Source organism: Streptomyces sp. NPDC091289 (assembly GCF_044757365.1).
Taxonomy (GTDB): Bacteria; Actinomycetota; Actinomycetes; order Streptomycetales; family Streptomycetaceae; genus Streptomyces.
On the sequence record NZ_JBIVUT010000007.1, the window covers coordinates 194,212 to 213,346 of the forward strand.

Genomic DNA, 19,135 nt, shown 5'->3' on the forward strand with positions numbered 1-19,135 from the left:
CGGTCGCACATTCTGCGTCTCAAGGACGAGGGTGGGACCCTGAGCCGCCTACGGGTCCGGAGGCCGTCGAGCCACGAACCACCAGCTCAGGCATGAAGACGAACTCGCTGTGCGGGGCCGGGGTTCCGCCGATCTCCTCCAGGAGCGTGCGGACCGCGGCCTGGCCCATCGCCGTCACCGGCTGCCGGATCGTCGTCAGCGGCGGATCCGTGAACGCTATGAGCGGGGAGTCGTCGTAGCCCACCACCGACAGATCCCGCGGCACGTCCTTCGACAGCCGGCGGGCCGCCCGGATCGCCCCGAGCGCCATCATGTCGCTCGCGCACACGACCGCCGTGCAGCCGCGCTCCATCAGGGCGGAGGCCGCGGCCTGACCGCCCTCCAGGGTGTACAGAGAGTGCTGGATCAACTCCTCCACCTCGTCGGCGGCGAGGCCCAGCTGCTCCCGCATCGTGGAGTGGAAGCCCTCGATCTTGCGGAGCACCGGCACGAAGCGCTTGGGGCCGACCGCGAGGCCGATACGGGTGTGGCCCAGGGACACCAGATGCGTCACCGCGAGCCGCATCGCCGCCCGGTCGTCCGGGGAGATGAAGGGCGCCTGCACCTTGGCGGAGAAGCCGTTCACCAGGACGAAGGGGACGCCCTGGCCGCGCAATTGCTCGTAGCGCTGCATATCGGCCGAGGTGTCGGCGTGCAGCCCGGAGACGAAGATGATGCCGGAGACGCCCCGGTCCACCAGCATTTCGGTGAGTTCGTCCTCGGTGGAGCCGCCGGGGGTCTGGGTCGCCAGCACCGGGGTGTAGCCCTGCCGGGTCAGCGCCTGGCCGATGACCTGCGCCAGCGCCGGGAAGATCGGGTTCTCCAGCTCCGGGGTGATCAGGCCGACCAGTCCCGCGCTGCGCCTGCGCAGTCGGACCGGGCGTTCGTACCCCAGGACGTCGAGTGCCGCGAGGACGGATTCGCGGGTGGTCGCCGCGACTCCGGGCTTGCCGTTCAGGACCCGGCTGACCGTTGCTTCGCTGACCCCCGCCTGAGTTGCGATATCGGCAAGCCGTGCGGTCATGGGATGGGACTGTACCGGGCCCGTGTCGGATTGCCCACCGTGCGTGGGGTCTTCCAGAGGGCGCGCGGGGAAGATCGACGGCGGGCTTTCCGGCAACGTCTTGCAAGGACTTGCGGCCCTGGATCGCGGGCTGCGGTCGGATCGTCGCACTGCGGATATGCCGTGCCCCGCCTGCCTCTGCCAGGGGAGAGCGACGTCCGTCAAGGGGCTTGACGGCAACCTTGAGGACACGCGAATGTAACGATCACCAGGGCTTGCAGAAATCTTCCGCAAGGTCTTTCGGTCGTCTTTCATCCTTGTTACGTTCACGTCGACCCGGCGCCGCGACGGAGCGGTACGGCAGTTGAAGGAGTTCAGATGCGACGTGGCATAACGGCCACCGCCCTGGTCGCGGCCCTGGCGCTCGCGGCGACCGCCTGCGGCAGCGACGACGAGACCGGCGGCAGCAAGAGCTCGGGCGAGCTCTCCGGCACGGTGACCTGGTGGGACACCTCCAGCGTCGGCAGCGAGGACAAGGTCTTCAAGAAGCTGGCCGAGGGCTTCGAGAAGAAGCACCCGAAGGTCGACGTCAAGTACGTCAGCGTGCCCTTCGGCGACGCGCAGAACAAGTTCAAGAACGCCGCCCAGGCCGGCGACGGCGCCCCCGACGTGATCCGCTCCGAGGTCGCCTGGACGCCGGACTTCGCGAACCTCGGCTACCTGGCCCCGCTGGACGACACCCCCGCCCTGAAGAACCAGGACGACTTCCTCAAGCAGGCCGTCGCATCCACCGAGTACGAGGGCAAGACCTACGCCGTGCCGCAGGTCATCGACTCCATGGGCGTCTTCTACAACAAGAAGATGTTCAAGGAGGCAGGCGTCGAGGCGCCCGCGAACCTGGACGACCTCAAGACCGTCGCCAAGAAGATCAAGGACAAGACCGGCAAGACCGGCCTCTACCTCCGCGGCGACGACCCGTACTACTTCCTCTCCTTCCTGTACGGCGAGGGCGGCGACATGGTCGACGCCGGCTCCAAGACCGTCACCGTCGACAAGCCCGAGGGCGTCAAGGCGTTCAAGGCGGTCAAGGCCCTGGTCGACGACGGCACCGCGAAGACGGATGCCTCGGACGGCTGGGAGAACATGATGCAGGCGTTCAAGAACGGCGACGTCGCGATGATGATCAACGGTCCCTGGGCCGTCTCCGACACCCTGGCCGGCAAGGAGTTCAAGGACAAGGACAACCTGGGCATCGCCCCGGTCCCGGCCGGCTCCGCCGCCCAGGGCGCCCCGCAGGGCGGCCACAACCTCGCCGTCTACGCGGGCTCCAAGAACCTTGAGGCCTCCTACGCCTTCGTCGAGTACATGACCTCCGTGGACAGCCAGGCCACCGCCGCCGGCGAGCTGAACCTGCTGCCGACGCGCACCTCCGCGTACGCCAAGAAGGAGGCCGTGAACAGCGAGATCGTCGGCTTCTTCAAGCCGGTCGTCGAGACCGCCGTCGAGCGCCCCTGGATCCCCGAGGGCGGCAGCCTCTTCGAGCCGCTGCGCGTCGAGTACACCAAGGTCCTCACCGGCCAGACCACGCCGGAGAAGGCGGCCAAGGCCACCGGCGACTCCTACCGCAAGCTCCTCGAGGGCTGGAAGTAACAGGAAGGTTGGCCGACTGATGGCTGTCCACACCAGCCAGTCGGTGGTGAAGGCCGCGGGCGAGAACGTCGCCCGCGGCCGGAGCCGCGGTACTGGCACCCCACCACCGAGGCCCGGCCGGATCCGGCGGGCCCTGTCGGTCCACTGGTACGCCTGGGCCATGGTCGCCCCGGTCGTCCTCGTGATCGGCGTGATCATCGGCTACCCGCTGGTCCGCGGCATCTACCTGTCGATGACCGACGCCGACGAGCGCAACGTCGCCCGCTCCATCGGCGTCAACGAGATCCCGGCCACCTACAAGTTCGTCGGCGCGGACAACTACATCGACGCGCTGACCGGCTCGCAGTTCCTCGGCACGCTCGGCTGGACGCTGGTGTGGACCGTCTCCTGCGTGAGCGTCACGTTCGTCATCGGCATGACCCTGGCGAACATCCTCAACCGCCGCATCGCCGGGCGCTCCGCCTACCGCATGGCCCTCATCCTGCCCTGGGCCATCCCCGGCTTCGTCTCCGTCTTCGCCTGGCGCTTCCTCTACAACGAGGAGCGCGGCCTGCTCAACAAGATCCTCGGCGGGGCCGGCATCGACGGCATCCCCTGGCTGAACGACCCCACCTGGGCGAAGTTCGCCGTCATCGCCGTCAACGTCTGGCTCGGCATCCCGTTCATGATGGTGGCCCTCCTCGGCGGACTCCAGTCCATCCCCTCCGAGCAGTACGAGGCCGCCGAGATGGACGGCGCGACCGCCTGGCAGCGCTTCCGCCACATCACCCTGCCCGGACTGCGCCCGGTCTCCACCACGGTGGTCCTGCTCTCCACCATCTGGACCTTCAACATGTTCCCGGTGATCTTCCTGCTGACCCGCGGCGGACCCGGCGAGGCGACCCAGATCCTGGTGACCCAGGCGTACAAGTTCTCCTTCGAGATCAGCCCGCGCGACTACGCGCAGTCCTCCACGTGGGGCGTGCTGATCCTCGTACTCCTGATGCTCTTCGCCGTGGTCTACCGGCGAGTCCTGCGCTCCCAGGGAGACAACTGGTGACCACCGTGACCGACACCCCCGCCCGGCACGCGGTGCGCAAGGTCCGGCCGCGCGGCGAACGCTCCCCGCTCGCCTCCGTCGGCCTGCACCTCACCCTGATCGTCGCCTCGGTGATCGCGGTCTTCCCGGTGCTGTGGGTCCTGCTGACCTCGCTCAAGCCCGCCGAGCTCGCGACCACCACGGACTTCTTCCGCGAGACGACGTTCGTCAACTACACGAACCTCATCCGCGACACCGAGTTCCTCAACTGGTTCGCCAACTCCGTGATCATCTCCGGACTCTCCACCGTGATCGGCGTCTTCGTCGCCGCCACCACCGGATACGCGGTCAGCCGCTTCCGCTTCCCCGGCAAGCGCGGGCTGATGTGGACGCTGCTGATCACCCAGATGTTCCCGGTCGCCGTCCTCATCGTGCCGATCTACAACATCATGTCGACCCTGGGGCTGCTCAATCAGCCCACCGGGCTCGTCATCACCTACCTCACCATCTCGGTGCCGTTCTGCGCCTGGATGATGAAGGGCTTCTTCGACACCATCCCGCGCGAGATCGACGAGTCCGGCGAGGTCGACGGGCTGACCCCGTTCGGCACCTTCTTCCGGCTCATCCTGCCGCTGGCCAAGCCCGGCCTCGCGGTCACCGCGTTCTACTCCTTCATCACCGCCTGGGGCGAAGTGGCCTACGCCTCCGCCTTCCTGGTCGGCGACGAGAACCTCACGCTGGCCGGCGGACTCCAGAAGTTCGTCAACCAGTACGGAGCCCAGTGGGGCCCCATGACCGCCGCCTCCGTCCTCATCGCCATCCCGGCCGCCCTGGTGTTCCTGTTCGCCCAGAAGCACCTCGTCACCGGCATGTCCGCCGGAGCCGTCAAGGGCTGAGGACCTCCCGGACACCAGTACCCGCACGCACCAACGCACCCGTCACGGCGGCGCCGGAAACCCCGACCCGGTCACCGGCGCCGCTCCCCACCCAGACACCCCAGGGACGACATGACCCAGCACCTCGCTGCCCCCTCCACCGGCACGTCCGACGACGCCCCGGGCCACCGCACCGGCTGGTGGCAGGACGCGGTGATCTACCAGGTCTATCCACGGAGCTTCGCCGACGGCAACGGTGACGGCATGGGCGACCTCGCCGGCGTCACCGCCCGCCTGCCCCACCTGAAGGACCTGGGCGTCGACGCGGTGTGGCTCTCCCCCTTCTACGCCTCCCCGCAGGCCGACGCCGGCTACGACGTCTCCGACTACCGGGCCATCGACCCGATGTTCGGCAACCTGCTGGACGCCGACGCCCTGATCCGCGAGGCCCACGGCCTGGGCCTGCGCGTCATCGTCGACCTGGTCCCCAACCACTCCTCCGACCAGCACGAGTGGTTCAAGCGCGCCCTGGCCGAGGGCCCCGGCTCCGCCCTGCGCGAGCGCTACCACTTCCGCCCCGGAAAGGGCGCCGACGGCGAACTCCCGCCCAACGACTGGGACTCCATCTTCGGCGGCCCCGCCTGGACCCGTACGGTCGACCCGGACGGCACCCCCGGCGACTGGTACCTCCACCTCTTCGCCCCCGAGCAGCCCGACTTCAACTGGGAGCACCCGGCCGTCGCCGACGAGTTCCGCTCGATCCTGCGCTTCTGGCTCGACATGGGCGTCGACGGCTTCCGCGTCGACGTCGCCCAGGGCCTCGTCAAGGCCGAAGGGCTGCCCGACATCGGCTCCCACGAGCAGCTCAAGCTGCTCGGCAACGACGTCATGCCGTTCTTCGACCAGGACGGCGTGCACGCGATCTACCGCAGCTGGCGCACCATCCTCGACGAGTACCCGGGCGACCGCATCGCCGTCGCCGAGGCGTGGACCCCGACCGTCGAGCGGACCGCCAACTACGTGCGCCCCGACGAGATGCACCAGGCGTTCAACTTCCAGTACCTGTCCACCGCCTGGGACGCCGCCGAACTCCGCAAGGTCATCGACACCTCGCTCGACGCCATGCGCCCGGTCGGCGCGCCCACCACCTGGGTGCTCTCCAACCACGACGTCACCCGGCACTCCACCCGGTTCGCCAACCCGCCGGGCCTCGGCACCCAGATCCGTACCCCCGGCGACCGCGAGCTGGGCCTGCGCCGGGCCCGCGCCGCCACCCTCCTGATGCTCGCCCTGCCCGGCTCCGCCTACGTCTACCAGGGCGAGGAGCTCGGCCTGCCCGACGTCACCGACCTGCCCGACGAGGCCCGCCAGGACCCCTCGTTCTTCCGCGCCGAGGGCCAGGACGGCTTCCGCGACGGCTGCCGCGTCCCGATCCCGTGGACCCGCGAGGGCAGCAGTTACGGCTTCGGCGACGGCGGCAGCTGGCTCCCGCAGCCCGCCGGCTGGGGCGAGCTGTCCGTCGAGGCGCAGACCGGCGTGGAGGGCTCCACCCTGGAGCTGTACCGCGCCGCGATCGCCACCCGCCGGGAGCACCCGGGCCTCGGCGCGGGCACCGACGTCGAGTGGCTGGACGGCCCCGAAGGCGTCCTCGTCCTCTCCCGCCCCGGCTTCGTCTGCACCGTCAACACGACCGGCGCCCCGGTCCGGATCGCCGCCCGCGGCCGGGTGCTGCTCGCCAGCTCCCCGGTCACCGTGGACGGCGCCGAGACCGAGCTGCCCGCCGACACCACGGTGTGGTGGACGGTGTGACACTGCCCGCGCCCAGGACCACGGCCGCGCCCCGCCTCTCCGACATCGCCGGACAGGCGGCGGTCAGCGAGGCGACGGTCAGCCGGGTCCTGAACGGGAAGCAGGGCGTCGCGGACACCACGCGTCAGCGGGTGCTCGCGGCGCTCGACATCCTGGGCTACGAGCGGCCCGTACGGCTGCGGCAGCGCAGTGCCGGACTGATCGGCCTGGTGACGCCCGAACTCACCAACCCGATCTTCCCGGCGTTCGCGCAGTCCGTCGAACAGGTGCTGGCCGGGCACGGCTACACCCCCGTGCTCTGCACCCAACTCCCGGGCGGAGCAACGGAGGACGAGCTCGTCGAGCAGCTCGTGGAGCGCGGCGTCGGCGGCATCGTCTTCCTCTCCGGGCTGCACGCGGACACCTCCGCCGACCCCGGCCGGTACGCCGCGCTCACCGAGCGCGGCGTGCCGTTCGTCCTGATCAACGGCTACAACGAACGCATCAGCGCCCCGTTCGTGTCACCCGATGACAACGCTGCCGTACGGATGGCGCTCGGGCATCTCGCCGACCTCGGCCACCGCCGGATCGGCCTGGCCATCGGCCCGCAGCGCTACGTCCCCTCCCGCCGCAAGCGCGACGGGTTCGTGGAGGCGGCCGTCTCGATGCTCGGTATGGACCGCTCGGAAGCCGAACTGCTGGTCTGTTCCACGCTGTTCAGCGTCGAGGGCGGCCAGGTGGCGGCGGGCGCCCTGCTGGATGCGGGCTGCACGGGCATCGTCTGCGGCAGCGACCTGATGGCCCTCGGCGTGGTCCGCGCCGCCCGGGGGAGAGGCCTCGACGTGCCCCGTGACGTCTCGGTCGTCGGCTTCGACGACTCGCAGCTCATCGCGTTCACCGACCCGCCGCTGACGACCGTGCGCCAGCCCGTGCAGGCGATGGCGGCGGCCGCCGTGGGCGCGCTCCTCGAGGAGATCGGCGGAAGCCCGGTGCAGCGCACCGAGTACGTCTTCCAGCCGGAGCTGGTCGTCCGGGGCTCGACGGCGGCGGTACGCACCCAGGGCTGACGAGGCCCTTGGGGGCACGCACAGGAGAGGCACCAGGAGTCGGCCCAGGAAGGGCCGGCGGGGAGTTGCAGCGACTCCGGGTGCCTCTCTTGTCGTGACCGGCCCGGCCGGCCGGGCGCGTGGGGTCCGACGCCGTGATGCGGTACCGGAACCCTCGGCCGACCGGACCGGAGTCGGGATGAACGTAACAGGCCCGCAATATCTTGCGAAAGACCTTGCAGCAAGAAATCGGTGAGGGAATCCCCCTGTTTCGCGGATGTGAGCGGGAGATGTCCAAAGGGTTGACCGGCAACGGGAGGCCTCGTACGGTCTGCTCCGCGGCAAGGTTTGCATTCTTGCAGCAAGAACCTTCAGGAGCCTTGAGGGCATGGCGCGTTGCCGGCTGAGGCTGCACCGTCACCCGCGTTTCCCCCACCCGCAGGAGGAAAGACATGGCACGCAGACCCCTGTCTGCCGCGCTCGCCCTCGTGGCCGGCGCCGCCGCCCTCGTCATCCCCACCGGATTCGGCGCCGCGTCCCCCGCGCGTGCCGCCGCTCCGGGCGACAAGGACGTCACCGCCGTGATGTTCGAGTGGAACTTCGCCTCCATAGCCAAGGCCTGCACGGACTCCCTCGGTCCGGCGGGCTACGGCTACGTCCAGGTCTCGCCGCCCCAGGAGCACATCCAGGGCGGCCAGTGGTGGACGTCCTACCAGCCCGTCAGCTACCGCATCGCCGGCCGCCTCGGCGACCGCGCCGCCTTCTCCGCCATGGTGAACACGTGTCACTCGGCGGGCGTGAAGGTCGTCGCCGACGCCGTCATCAACCACATGGCGGCGGGCAGCGGCACCGGCACCGGAGGCTCCGCGTACACCAAGTACGACTACCCGGGCCTCTACTCCGGCAGCGACCTCGACGACTGCCGGGCCGAGATCACCGACTACAACGACCGCGCCAACGTCCAGAACTGCGAACTCGTCGGCCTCGCCGACCTGGACACCGGCGAGGACTACGTACGCGGGAAGATCGCCGGATATCTGAACGACCTGCTCTCGCTCGGCGTCGACGGCTTCCGGATCGACGCCGCCAAGCACATGCCCGCCGGTGACCTCGCGAACATCAAGTCCCGGCTGAGCGACCCGAACGTCTACTGGAAGCAGGAGGCGATCTTCGGAGCGGGCGAGGCCGTCTCGCCGTCCGAATACCTCGGCACCGGCGACGTCCAGGAGTTCCGTTACGGGCGGAGCCTCAAGCAGGTCTTCCTCAACGAGAACCTCGCCCACCTGAAGAACTTCGGCGAGGGCTGGGGCTTCATGGAGTCCGGCAAGTCCGCCGTCTTCGTCGACAACCACGACACCGAGCGCGGCGGCGACGCCCTCAGCTACAAGAACGGCTCCGCCTACACCCTGGCAGGCGTCTTCATGCTGGCCTGGCCCTACGGCTCCCCGGACGTCCACTCCGGCTACGAGTTCAGCGACCACGACGCGGGACCGCCCAGCGGCGGCCAGGTGAACGCCTGCTACAGCGACGGCTGGAAGTGCCAGCACGACTGGCGCGAGATCTCCTCCATGGTCGGCCTCCGCAACGCGGCACGCGGCCAGGCCGTCACCGACTGGTGGGACAACGGCGGCGATCAGATCGCCTTCGGCCGGGGGACCAAGGCGTACGTGGCCATCAACCACGAGGGCTCCTCGCTCACCCGGACCTTCCAGACCGCTCTGCCCGCCGGAGACTACTGCGACGTGCAGTCCGGCAAGGGCGTCACGGTGAACGGCTCCGGCCAGTTCACCGCCACCGTCCCGGCCGGCACCGCCGTCGCCCTGCACGTGAATGCCCGTACGTGCGGGGGCGGCGGCACGAACCCCGACCCGGATCCCGGCAACGGCCGGTCCGGCGCCTCCTTCGGCGTCAACGCCACCACCCAGCCCGGCCAGAACATCCACGTCACCGGCGACCAGGCCGCCCTCGGCAACTGGAACCCGGCGACCGCGCCGAAGCTCGACCCGGCGGCGTACCCCGTGTGGAAGCTGGACGTGAACCTCCCCGCCGGGACCACGTTCGCCTACAAGTACGTCCGCGAGGACGCCGGCGGCAACGTCACCTGGGAGAGCGGCGCGAACCGCACCGCCACCGTCCCGGCCTCCGGAAAGGTCACGCTGACCGCCGACGTCTGGCGCGGCTGACCCCTACCCCCTCAGCGGGGGGGGGGGGGGGGGGGCGGCCGGCCCCCGGCCCCCCCCCCCCCCCCCCCCCCCCCCCCCCCCCCCCCGCCCCCGCCCCCGCGGGGGGCCCCCCCCCCCCCGGCGGGGGGGGGGGCCCCCCCCCCCCCCCCGGGGGGGGGGGGGGGGGCGCCCCCCCCCCCCGCGGCCCACCCCTCCTGACACCAGCCGAGGAGCACCCTCCGTGTCCCGAACCACCCTGAGACGAGGGGCGGTGGCCGCCCTGTGCGTGGCGCTGCTGCCCGTCGTCCCGGCGGCCACCACCGCCGCCGCTTCGCCCCGGCCGCCCGCGCCGCCCTCGGACGCCAAGCTGGCCCGCGAGGCGGCCCGGCACGACCTCACACGCGAGCAGTTCTACTTCGTGCTGCCCGACCGGTTCGCCAACGGCGACGCCTCCAACGACCGGGGAGGGCTGACCGGTTCGCGGCTCGACCACGGCTACGACCCCACCGACAAGGGGTTCTACCAGGGCGGCGACCTCAAGGGCCTGACCGGGAAGCTCGACTACATCAAGGACCTCGGCACCACCGCCATCTGGCTGGCGCCGATCTTCAAGAACCGGCCCGTGCAGGGCACCGGCGAGGACGCCTCGGCCGGCTACCACGGCTACTGGATCACCGACTTCACCCAGGTCGACCCGCACTTCGGCACCAACGCCGACCTGACGAAGCTGATCGACAAGGCCCACGCCAAGGGCATGAAGGTCTTCTTCGACGTCATCACCAACCACACCGCCGACACCGTCGACTACGCCGAGAAGGCCTACGGCTACAAGCCCAAGGGCGCCTTCCCCTACCTCGACAGGACCGGCCGGCCCTTCGACGACCGCGAGGGTGTCAAGAAGGTCGACGAGGACTCCTTCCCGTACACCCCGGTGCAGACCCCGAACACCGGCAAGAAGGTCCCCTCCTGGCTCAACGACCCCACGATGTACCACAACCGGGGCGACTCGACGTGGGCCGGCGAGTCCAACGAGTACGGCGACTTCTCCGGGCTCGACGACCTGTGGACCGAGCGTCCCGAGGTCGTGAAGGGCATGGAGAAGATCTACGAGAAGTGGGTCCGCGACTTCGACATCGACGGCTTCCGCATCGACACCGTCAAACATGTCGACCTGGACTTCTGGACCCAGTGGGCCACCGCCCTCGACGCGTATGCCGCGAAGCGCGGCCGGGACGACTTCTTCATGTTCGGCGAGGTCTACTCCGCCGACACCGAGGTCACCTCGCCCTACGTCACCCGGGGCCGCCTGGACTCGACGCTGGACTTCCCCTTCCAGGACGCCGCCCGCCAGTTCGCCTCCCAGGGCGCACCCGCCGACAAGCTCGCCTCGGTGTACGGCAACGACTACCGCTACACCACGGACAAGGCCAACGCCTACGAGCAGGTCACCTTCCTCGGCAACCACGACATGGGCCGCATCGGGACCTTCCTCAAGCAGGACAACCCGAAGGCCGACGACGCGGAGCTGCTGAAGCGCGCCCGGCTCGCCAACGAGCTGATGTTCCTCGGCCGGGGCAACCCGGTGATCTACTACGGCGACGAGCAGGGCTTCACCGGCGCGGGCGGCGACAAGGACTCCCGCCAGACCCTCTTCGCCTCGAAGACCGCCGACTACCTCGACGACGACCAGCTCGGCACCGACCGCACCCACGCCTCGGACGCGTACGACCCGAACCACCCCGTCTACCGCTCCATCGCCGCGCTCTCGAAGCTCACCAAGGCCCACCCGGCGCTGCGCGACGGCACCCAGACCGAGCGGCTCGCGCAGGGCCCGGTGTACGCCACCTCGCGCATCGACACCAAGCGGCCGTACGAATACCTCGTCGCCTCCAACAACGGCACGAGCCCGAGGAAGGTCCAGCTCGCCACCGAGTCGGCCGGCATGAACTTCCGTACGGTCTACGGCGGTTCCGGCCAGGTCCGCAGCGGCAAGGACAAGAAGGTCACCGTCACCGTGCCCGCCCTCTCCAGCATCGTGCTGAAGGCGGACCAGGCCGTGGGCGCTCCCGCCGCCAAGCCCGCCGTCTCGCTGAAGGCCCCGGCCGCCGGAGCCACCGGCACCGTCGAGATCACCGCCGACGTGGCCGGCGGACAGCTCAACCGGGTCGTCTTCGCCGCGCAGGCGGGCAACGGGAAGTGGAAGACCCTCGGCACCGCCGACCACGCCCCGTACAAGGTCACCCAGTACCTCGACGCATCGGTGAAGGCGGGAACCCCGCTGCGCTACAAGGCCGTCGTCGTGGACCGGACCGGCCGCACCTCCAGTGCTCTCGCCTCGACCACCGCAGGCCAGGCCCCGGACCCCGGCAAGCCCGTCGCCGTCGAGCGCGACCGGGCCGTCGTCCACTACCAGCGCCCCGACGGCGACTACGACGGCTGGCAGCTCACGTCCGGTGACACGACCGCCGAATTCATCGGGCGGGACGCCTACGGCGCGTTCGCCTGGATCGACCTGGAGGAGGGCGCGAGCTCGCTCCCGTACACCGTCGAGAAGGACGGCACGGCCGACGGCCCGGAGCGGACCGTCGACCTCGGTGCGACCGGTCAGGTCTGGATCGAGCAGGGCAAGGACGAGCAGACGGCCGAAGCCCCCGAAGCCCCGCCGCAGGACACCGCCAAGGCCGTCCTCAACTACCACCGCCCGGACGGGAACTACGACGGCTGGGGGCTGCACACCTGGGCCGGCGCCAAGGAGCCCACCGACTGGTCGAAGCCGCTGATGCCCGTGAAGGAGGACTCCTACGGGGTCACCTTCGAGGTGCCGCTCGTCGACGGCGCCACCACGCTCAGCTACATCCTGCACAAGGGCGACGAGAAGGACCTCCCCACCGACCAGTCCCTCGACCTCGCCACCTATGGCCACGAGGTGTGGATGCTCGGCGGCAAGCCCGGCTACCTCCTCCCGCAGACCGGCGGCGGCGCGGCCCCCGACCTGGACAAGGCCGAGGCGCAGTGGATCGACGCGAACACCGTCGTCTGGAAGGTAAAGGCCACCGACGCCACCAGTCAGCAGCTCGTGTACGCGAAGAAGGGAGGCATCTCCGTCGTCGACGGGGCGCTCTCCGACGAGGGGCAGTGGCTGCGGCTCACCTCGGCCGCGCTGAGTGACGCGCAGAAGGCGAAGTACCCGCACCTGAAGGACTATCCGGCGTTCGCCGTGGATGCCCGTGACCGCGACCGCGTACGCGAATCCCTCCGCGGTCAGCTCATCGCCACCCAGCGTGCCGCCAACGGCGCTCTGCTCGCCGCCACCGGCGTACAGACGGCCGGCATCCTGGACGACCTGTACGGGAAGAAGGCGGCCGCCGCCCAACTCGGCCCGGTCTTTCGCAAGTCGACGCCCACCCTCTCCGTGTGGGCCCCGACCGCCGCGACCGTCGCCCTCGAACTCGACGGCCGTACGCACCCGATGAAGCGCGACGACCGCACCGGCGTCTGGTCGGTCACCGGGAAGAAGGACTGGCGGGGCAAGCCCTACCGGTACGCCGTCACCGTCTGGGCTCCGAGCGTCCAGAAGCTGGTCACCAACAAGGTCACCGACCCCTACTCCACCGCCCTGACCGCCGACTCCGCCCGCAGCCTCGTCGTCGACCTCACCGACCCGAAGCTCGCGCCGCGCGGCTGGTCCGGCCTGAAGAAGCCCGCCGCCACCCCGCTGCGGGACGCCCAGATCCAGGAGCTGCACGTCCGCGACTTCTCCATCACGGACCGCACGGCCCAGCACCCGGGTGAATACCTCGCCTTCACCGACACCCGCTCGGCCGGCATGAAGCACCTCAAGAAGCTCGCCGACTCCGGTACCAGCTACGTCCACCTGCTGCCCGTCTTCGACATCGGGACGATCCCGGAGAAGAAGAAGGACCAGCAGAAGCCCGCCTGCGACCTGACCGCCCACGCCCCCGACTCCGAGAAGCAGCAGGAGTGCGTGAGCAAGGCGGCGGCCAAGGACGGCTTCAACTGGGGCTACGACCCGCTGCACTACACCGTCCCCGAGGGCTCCTACGCCTCCGACCCCGACGGCACGCGGCGCACGGTCGAGTTCCGGCAGATGGTGCAGGGACTCAACCAGGCCGGGCTGCGCACGGTCATGGACGTCGTCTACAACCACACCGTCGCCTCCGGACAGGACGACAAGTCCGTCCTCGACAAGGTCGTGCCCGGCTACTACCAGCGGCTCCTGGAGGACGGCACCGTCGCCACCTCCACCTGCTGCGCCAACACCGCGCCCGAGAACACCATGATGGGCAAGCTCGTCGTCGACTCGATCGTCACCTGGGCGAAGGAGTACAAGGTCGACGGCTTCCGCTTCGACCTGATGGGCCACCACCCCAAGGACAACATCCTCGCCGTCCGCAAGGCGCTCGACTCCCTCACGCTCGCCAAGGACGGCGTCGACGGGAAGAAGATCGTCCTGTACGGGGAGGGCTGGAACTTCGGCGAGATCGCGGACGACGCCCGCTTCGTCCAGGCCACCCAGCAGAACATGGCCGGCACCGGCATCGCCACCTTCTCCGACCGGGCCCGCGACGCCGTGCGCGGCGGCGGCCCCTTCGACGAGGACCCCGGCGTCCAGGGCTTCGCCACCGGCCTCTACACCGACCCCAACTCCTCGCCCGCCAACGGCACCCGCGCCGAGCAGAAGGCCCGGCTGCTGCACTACCAGGACCTGATCAAGGTCGGCCTCACCGGCAACCTCGCCGACTACACCTTCACCGACACCACCGGGCGCACGGTCAAGGGCTCCGACGTCGACTACAACGGGGCGCCCGCCGGATACGCGGCCGTCCCCGGCGACGCGCTCGCCTACTCCGACGCCCACGACAACGAGACCCTCTTCGACACCCTCGCCTTCAAGCTCCCGGCCGACACCACGGCCGCCGAACGGGCCAGGGCCCAGGTGGTGGCGATGGGCGCCGCCGTCCTCTCCCAGGGGCCCTCGCTCTCCCAGGCGGGCACCGACCTGCTGCGCTCGAAGTCCCTGGACCGCAACTCCTACGACAGCGGCGACTGGTTCAACGCCCTGCACTGGGACTGCCGCGCCGGCAACGGCTTCGGCCGGGGCCTGCCGCCCGCCGCCGACAACCAGGACAAGTGGGCGTACGCGAAGCCGCTCCTGGCCGCCACCGGAACCATCGCGCCGAAGTGCGCGCAGATCGACGGGGCCTCGGCCGCCTACCGGGACCTGCTCACCATCCGCTCCACCGAGAAGGAGTTCTCCCTGAGCACCGCGGGCCAGGTGCAGTCCGCCCTGTCCTTCCCGCTCTCCGGAACCGCCGAGACCCCGGGCGTGATCACCATGCGCCTCGGCAAGCTCGTCGTCGTCCTCAACGCCGCGCCCGACACCGCCACCCAGCGGCTCGCCGCACCGGCCGGCAAGACGTACGCGCTGCACCCGGTGCAGGCCAAGGGCGCGGATCTTACGGTCAAACGAGCCAGGTACGACGGGAAATCGGCCACTTTCACCGTCCCGGGACGCACGGTGGCCGTCTTCACTCTGCGCTGACCCCGGGCGGCACTACGGTGACGGCAGACGTCGGCAACGGAGCCGCGACAGCCGTCCTGGTACACCGGGCCGGTCCCGTTCTCCCCCCGCGTCGGGGGAGGCGGGACCGGCCCGTGTGCGCGGCAGGAGAAGCCCCACCCGGGGCGGTCGGCCCGCCGGCGACCCCTGCCCCAGCGCGCGGACGGTGATGATGACCACGGTGGGATACCTTCCCGAGGAGACGAGCAGCTTCGTCGGGAGGCGGGCCGAACTGGCCCGGCTGCACACCGCGTTGACCACCCGGCGGATGACCACCCTGATCGGCCCCGGCGGCGTCGGCAAGACCCGGCTCGCGCTCCGGGCGGCCCGCGCCGCCGCCGACCGTTACGCGGACGGCGCCTGGTGGGCCGACCTCTCCCCGCTCTACGACGACGGGCTGCTGCTCCCCACCGTCTCGGACGCGGTCGGCCTCGCCGACCACACCCTGCGGATGCCCGTCGAGGCGCTCTGCGAATGGCTCGGCGACAAACACCTCCTGCTGGTCCTCGACTCCGCCGAACACCTCCGCGGCCCCTGCTCCCATCTGCTGGCCGAGATCCTGACCACCTCGTCGGGGCTCACCGTCCTGGTCACCAGCAGGCAGCCGCTCGGCACCCACGGCGAGTACGTCGTCCAGGTGCCGCCGCTCCCGGTCGACGGCGCGCCCGACGCCCTCCAGCTCTTCGCCGACCGGCTGCGCGCGGCCGACCCCGGGGCCGGACTCCGGGCCCCCGGCGACGAGGCGGCCGCCGCCGAGATCTGCCGCCGTCTGGAGGGCATCCCGCTCGCCATCGAACTGGCCGCCGCGGGCATCGGCCGCCACAGCGTGGCCCAGCTCGCCGCCCGCATCGGCAGCCGCTTCGACGCCCGGAGCGCCGGCTTCGGCGCGCCCGGCCGGAGCGGCGGCCTCGCCCTCGCCCCCGGTTTCGGCGCACCGGGCGCCCCCGGTGCCGGCGGGGTGGACGGGACCGAAGAGGCCGACGGGACCGAAGAGGCCGACGGGATCGAAGGGGCCGGCGCGATCGACGGGATCGACGGGGGCGGCGGGAGCCTGGGCACGGCCCGCCTCGACCTCCTCGCCGACGCGACCGTGTGGCCCCGCCGCCACCGCACCCTGCGCACCGCCATCGGCTGGTCCCACGAGCTGTGCACCCCGCTGGAACGCCTCCTGTGGGCCCGCCTCACCCCGCTGCGCACCGACTTCGACGCGGAGGTCGCCCGCGAGGTCTGCGCCGGGGGCCCGCTCACCGCCGACGAGGTGGACCGGGCGCTCCAGGGCCTCGTCGCCCAGTCCGTCGTCCAGCGCGACGGCGACCGCTACCGGATGCTCGACACCCTGCGCGAGTACGGCCGGATGTGGCTCACCGAGCTGGGCGAGGCCCGCGCCGCCGCCGACCGGCACGCGCGAAGCTTCCTCGGTCTGGCCCGCCGCGCCCACGACGGCTGGACCGGACCGGACCAGGTGCTCTGGTACCACAAGGTGTCCGACACCCACCTGGACCTGTGCGCCGCCCTGGAGCACCTGCTTCTCCACGACATCGGCGGGGCCCAGGAGATGGCGGGCCGCGTCGGCTTCTTCTGGGCCTGCTGCGGCCACCTCTCCGAGGCCCGGAACTACGCCCAGCGCGCCCTGGACGCGGGCTCCGTCGACGGCCCCCACCGGACCAGGCTGCACTGGGTCCTCGGCGTCTCGGCGCTCCTGCAGAGCGACTTCGCGACCGCCGAGAAGTACGGCGCGCTCTGCACGGCCACCGCCCTGTACGACGGGGACGACGAGGGCATGCTCGGCGCGACCTATCTCTCCGGCCTCACCCAGCTGATGACCGGGGAGCCCGCGGCGGCCCTGGAAGCGGCCGGGCGCGTCCTGCGGATGACCGACAGCGTTCCGGTGGACTCCGCCCACCGGCTGCGCTGCCGCCTCATCACCGTCTTCGCGCTCACCGCGCTCGGTCGGCTCACCGAGTCCGAGGAGGCGGCCACCACACTGCGCCGGGCCTGCGAACGCGGCGGCGAATACTGGACCCGCTCCTACGCCGACTACCAGCTCGCCCTGATCGCCCTGCTCCAGGGCAGGCCGGCGGCCTCCGCCGCGCACGCCCGGTCGATGCTCGCGGGCAAGCATCGGCTCCGCGACAGCTTCGGCATCGCGCTGGGCCTGGACATCCTGGCCGCCGCCATCGCCGCCCAGGGCGCGGGCGCACAGGCCGCCCGGGTCTACGGCACCGGGCACGCGTACTGGCGCATGGTCGGCCACCCTCAGCGGGGCACGCCCGAGCTGGGCCCGGTCCGCGAGGCGTGCGAGCTCCAGGCGCGGGCGGCCGTCGGCGACGAGGCCTATCAGCGCGCTTTCGAGCGCGGCCAGTCCGACAACGCGGAGGTCGGTCTGGCCGCCGCGCTGCGCACCGGACTCCAGCTCTGACCTGCCTGTCATGTCCCCGGACTACCCGCACACCGGCAATGTGGGTAAGGTTAGGCATACCTAAGTAGCCGCTTGGGTTTCGCTGACCTTCCTGGAGAACTCGGATGCGTCTTTCCCGCCCCCGCGCCACGCAGCCGACCCGCACCGAGCGTGTCCGGTCGATCCTGACCGTCGCCCACTCCATGACGGTGGTCAGCGACGGCCTGCACACCGAAGTCCGCCGCCTCGACGGCACGGGCGCGATGGGCCACATCCACCTGCACGCCCCGAACGACGGCAGCCACGCGCCGAGCGCCGAACGCGTCCCGGCCCGCCTGGAGTTCACGGACGTCGCCCCCACCCCCGTACGCGACCGGCTGCGCGCCCGCGTCACGGTCACCGGGCTGCTGGCCGCCCCGTACAGCAACGACACCGAGCAGAGCACCTGCATGGAGTTCGGACAGGCCGTCCTGGAGGACGCCGAGGGGCGCACCTTCGTCACCCTGGAGGAGCTGGAGGAGGTCGAGACCGACCCGATCGCCGCCTGCGAGGCGGGCATGCTCACCCATCTGGTCGACGACCACGCCGAGCTCGTCCCGCTGCTCCTGCGCCTCGTCCACCCCCGCCCGGAGCGCGGCATGACCCGGGCCGTGCCGCTGGCGATGGACCGTTACGGGGTGACCCTGCGGCTCGAATACCCGCGCACCCACGAGGACGTACGGCTGCCGTTCCCCCGCCCGGTCACCGAGATCGACCAGGCGGGCCCGCAGATCCATGCCCTGCTGGCCGCCGCCCGCCGCGTCTCCCACCGCAACGGCCTCCCCGCCTAGGCGGGGTCAGAGGGCTCGCGCGGCAGGCGCTGCGCCGGAACGGCGGGCACGTCCGGGGCGAACGCGGAGAGCCGGGCCAGCAGTTCCCCGAACGGACCGTCCGCCGGCTCCTGGGCCAGCACCCGCAGCACGATGCCCGCCATCTCCTGGTCGTACGCGGCGCTGACGGCGGCCAGCGCCGCGAAGTCGTGCACCAGCTGCATCTCCAGCTCGGCGCGTGGAATGCGCCGTCCGTCCAGCCAGATCAGCGCCGTCGACTCGGCGAGCGAGACCCAGGAGCGGACCACCAGCTCCAGCCGGGCGGGCGGTTCGCTCACCCCGAGGTGCGTGATGATCTGCTCGTACGCGGCCTGCCGCACCCCGTCGATCATGGCGTTCGCCGTCGAGGAACCGACCGCGGGCCCGCCGCGCATCAGCGCCGAGAAGCCGGGCCCGTGCTCGTCGACGAAGTCGAAGAACCGCCCCATCACCCGCAGCAGCCGCGCCCCCAGGGGCCCTTCGAGGGGCTCCAGGAAGCGGGCCGCCAGCTCGTCGGCGGCCCGCCGCAGCGCCGCCTCGTACAGGCTCTGCTTCCCGGGGAAGTAGTGGTAGACCAGTGGACGGGAGATCCCCGCGGCGGCGGCGATCTCGTCGATCGACACCTCCTCGGGCGAGCGGCGGCTGAACAAGTCCAGCGCGACGCCGATCAGTTGCTGTCTGCGCTCGTCGACGCCCATCCTGCGCCGCACCCCGGTCGTCATGCGAA

11 protein-coding genes are annotated in these 19,135 nt (G+C 71.0%); 9 read left to right on the plus strand and 2 right to left on the minus strand.

The window, feature by feature from the left end:
• Positions 1-19: 19 nt before the first annotated feature.
• Positions 20-1,063, minus strand: a complete 1,044-nt coding sequence (locus tag ACIQPT_RS11535; RefSeq protein ID WP_401154968.1) for a LacI family DNA-binding transcriptional regulator — start codon at positions 1,061-1,063, stop codon at positions 20-22.
• 357 nt (positions 1,064-1,420) lie between these two features.
• Between ACIQPT_RS11535 and ACIQPT_RS11540 the strand changes: the two genes are divergently transcribed.
• The 9 genes from ACIQPT_RS11540 (at position 1,421) to ACIQPT_RS11580 (ending at position 18,390) form a co-directional block, all read left to right on the plus strand.
• Positions 1,421-2,692, plus strand: a complete 1,272-nt coding sequence (locus ACIQPT_RS11540; RefSeq protein ID WP_401154970.1) for an extracellular solute-binding protein — start codon at positions 1,421-1,423, stop codon at positions 2,690-2,692.
• A gap of 19 nt (positions 2,693-2,711) precedes the next feature.
• Positions 2,712-3,731, plus strand: a complete 1,020-nt coding sequence (locus ACIQPT_RS11545) for a carbohydrate ABC transporter permease (RefSeq protein ID WP_401154972.1) — start codon at positions 2,712-2,714, stop codon at positions 3,729-3,731.
• Positions 3,728-4,606 carry a sugar ABC transporter permease gene (locus tag ACIQPT_RS11550; RefSeq protein WP_401154974.1) on the plus strand — a complete coding sequence of 293 codons (879 nt, stop codon included), beginning with the start codon at positions 3,728-3,730 and terminating at the stop codon, positions 4,604-4,606. Before ACIQPT_RS11545 ends, ACIQPT_RS11550 begins: the two co-directional genes overlap by 4 nt.
• A 111-nt stretch (positions 4,607-4,717) precedes the next feature.
• Positions 4,718-6,394 carry a glycoside hydrolase family 13 protein gene (locus ACIQPT_RS11555; protein ID WP_401154976.1) on the plus strand — a complete coding sequence of 559 codons (1,677 nt, stop codon included), beginning with the start codon at positions 4,718-4,720 and terminating at the stop codon, positions 6,392-6,394.
• Positions 6,379-7,440, plus strand: a complete 1,062-nt coding sequence (locus ACIQPT_RS11560) for a LacI family DNA-binding transcriptional regulator (protein ID WP_401154977.1) — start codon at positions 6,379-6,381, stop codon at positions 7,438-7,440. Before ACIQPT_RS11555 ends, ACIQPT_RS11560 begins: the two co-directional genes overlap by 16 nt.
• Before the next feature lie 431 nt (positions 7,441-7,871).
• Complete coding sequence (locus tag ACIQPT_RS11565; protein WP_401154979.1) at positions 7,872-9,602, plus strand: carbohydrate-binding module family 20 domain-containing protein; 1,731 nt, start codon at positions 7,872-7,874, stop codon at positions 9,600-9,602.
• 220 nt (positions 9,603-9,822) lie between these two features.
• Complete coding sequence (pulA, locus tag ACIQPT_RS11570; RefSeq protein WP_401154981.1) at positions 9,823-15,144, plus strand: pullulanase-type alpha-1,6-glucosidase; 5,322 nt, start codon at positions 9,823-9,825, stop codon at positions 15,142-15,144.
• 187 nt (positions 15,145-15,331) lie between these two features.
• Positions 15,332-17,581, plus strand: a complete 2,250-nt coding sequence (locus ACIQPT_RS11575) for an ATP-binding protein (RefSeq protein WP_401154983.1) — start codon at positions 15,332-15,334, stop codon at positions 17,579-17,581.
• Positions 17,582-17,685: 104 nt separating this feature from the next.
• Positions 17,686-18,390 (plus strand): DUF2470 domain-containing protein, encoded by a 705-nt coding sequence (locus tag ACIQPT_RS11580; protein ID WP_401154985.1) that lies wholly within the window; start codon positions 17,686-17,688, stop codon positions 18,388-18,390.
• Here ACIQPT_RS11580 and ACIQPT_RS11585 read toward each other — a convergent pair.
• On the minus strand, positions 18,387-19,130 hold the full coding sequence (locus ACIQPT_RS11585) for a TetR/AcrR family transcriptional regulator (RefSeq protein ID WP_401154987.1): 744 nt from the start codon (positions 19,128-19,130) through the stop codon (positions 18,387-18,389). The two genes, ACIQPT_RS11580 and ACIQPT_RS11585, sit on opposite strands and share 4 nt — an antisense overlap.
• Positions 19,131-19,135: the final 5 nt, after the last annotated feature.

Bases quoted from the DNA above. Each gene is read 5' to 3' on its own strand.
- ACIQPT_RS11535 (WP_401154968.1), bottom strand. From the start codon at position 1,063: ATGACCGCACGGCTTGCCGATATCGCAACTCAGGCGGGGGTCAGCGAA.
- ACIQPT_RS11540 (WP_401154970.1), top strand. From the start codon at position 1,421: ATGCGACGTGGCATAACGGCCACCGCCCTGGTCGCGGCCCTGGCGCTC.
- ACIQPT_RS11545 (WP_401154972.1), top strand. From the start codon at position 2,712: ATGGCTGTCCACACCAGCCAGTCGGTGGTGAAGGCCGCGGGCGAGAAC.
- ACIQPT_RS11555 (WP_401154976.1), top strand. From the start codon at position 4,718: ATGACCCAGCACCTCGCTGCCCCCTCCACCGGCACGTCCGACGACGCC.
- ACIQPT_RS11565 (WP_401154979.1), top strand. From the start codon at position 7,872: ATGGCACGCAGACCCCTGTCTGCCGCGCTCGCCCTCGTGGCCGGCGCC.
- ACIQPT_RS11575 (WP_401154983.1), top strand. From the start codon at position 15,332: ATGATGACCACGGTGGGATACCTTCCCGAGGAGACGAGCAGCTTCGTC.
- ACIQPT_RS11580 (WP_401154985.1), top strand. From the start codon at position 17,686: ATGCGTCTTTCCCGCCCCCGCGCCACGCAGCCGACCCGCACCGAGCGT.
- ACIQPT_RS11585 (WP_401154987.1), bottom strand. From the start codon at position 19,130: ATGACGACCGGGGTGCGGCGCAGGATGGGCGTCGACGAGCGCAGACAG.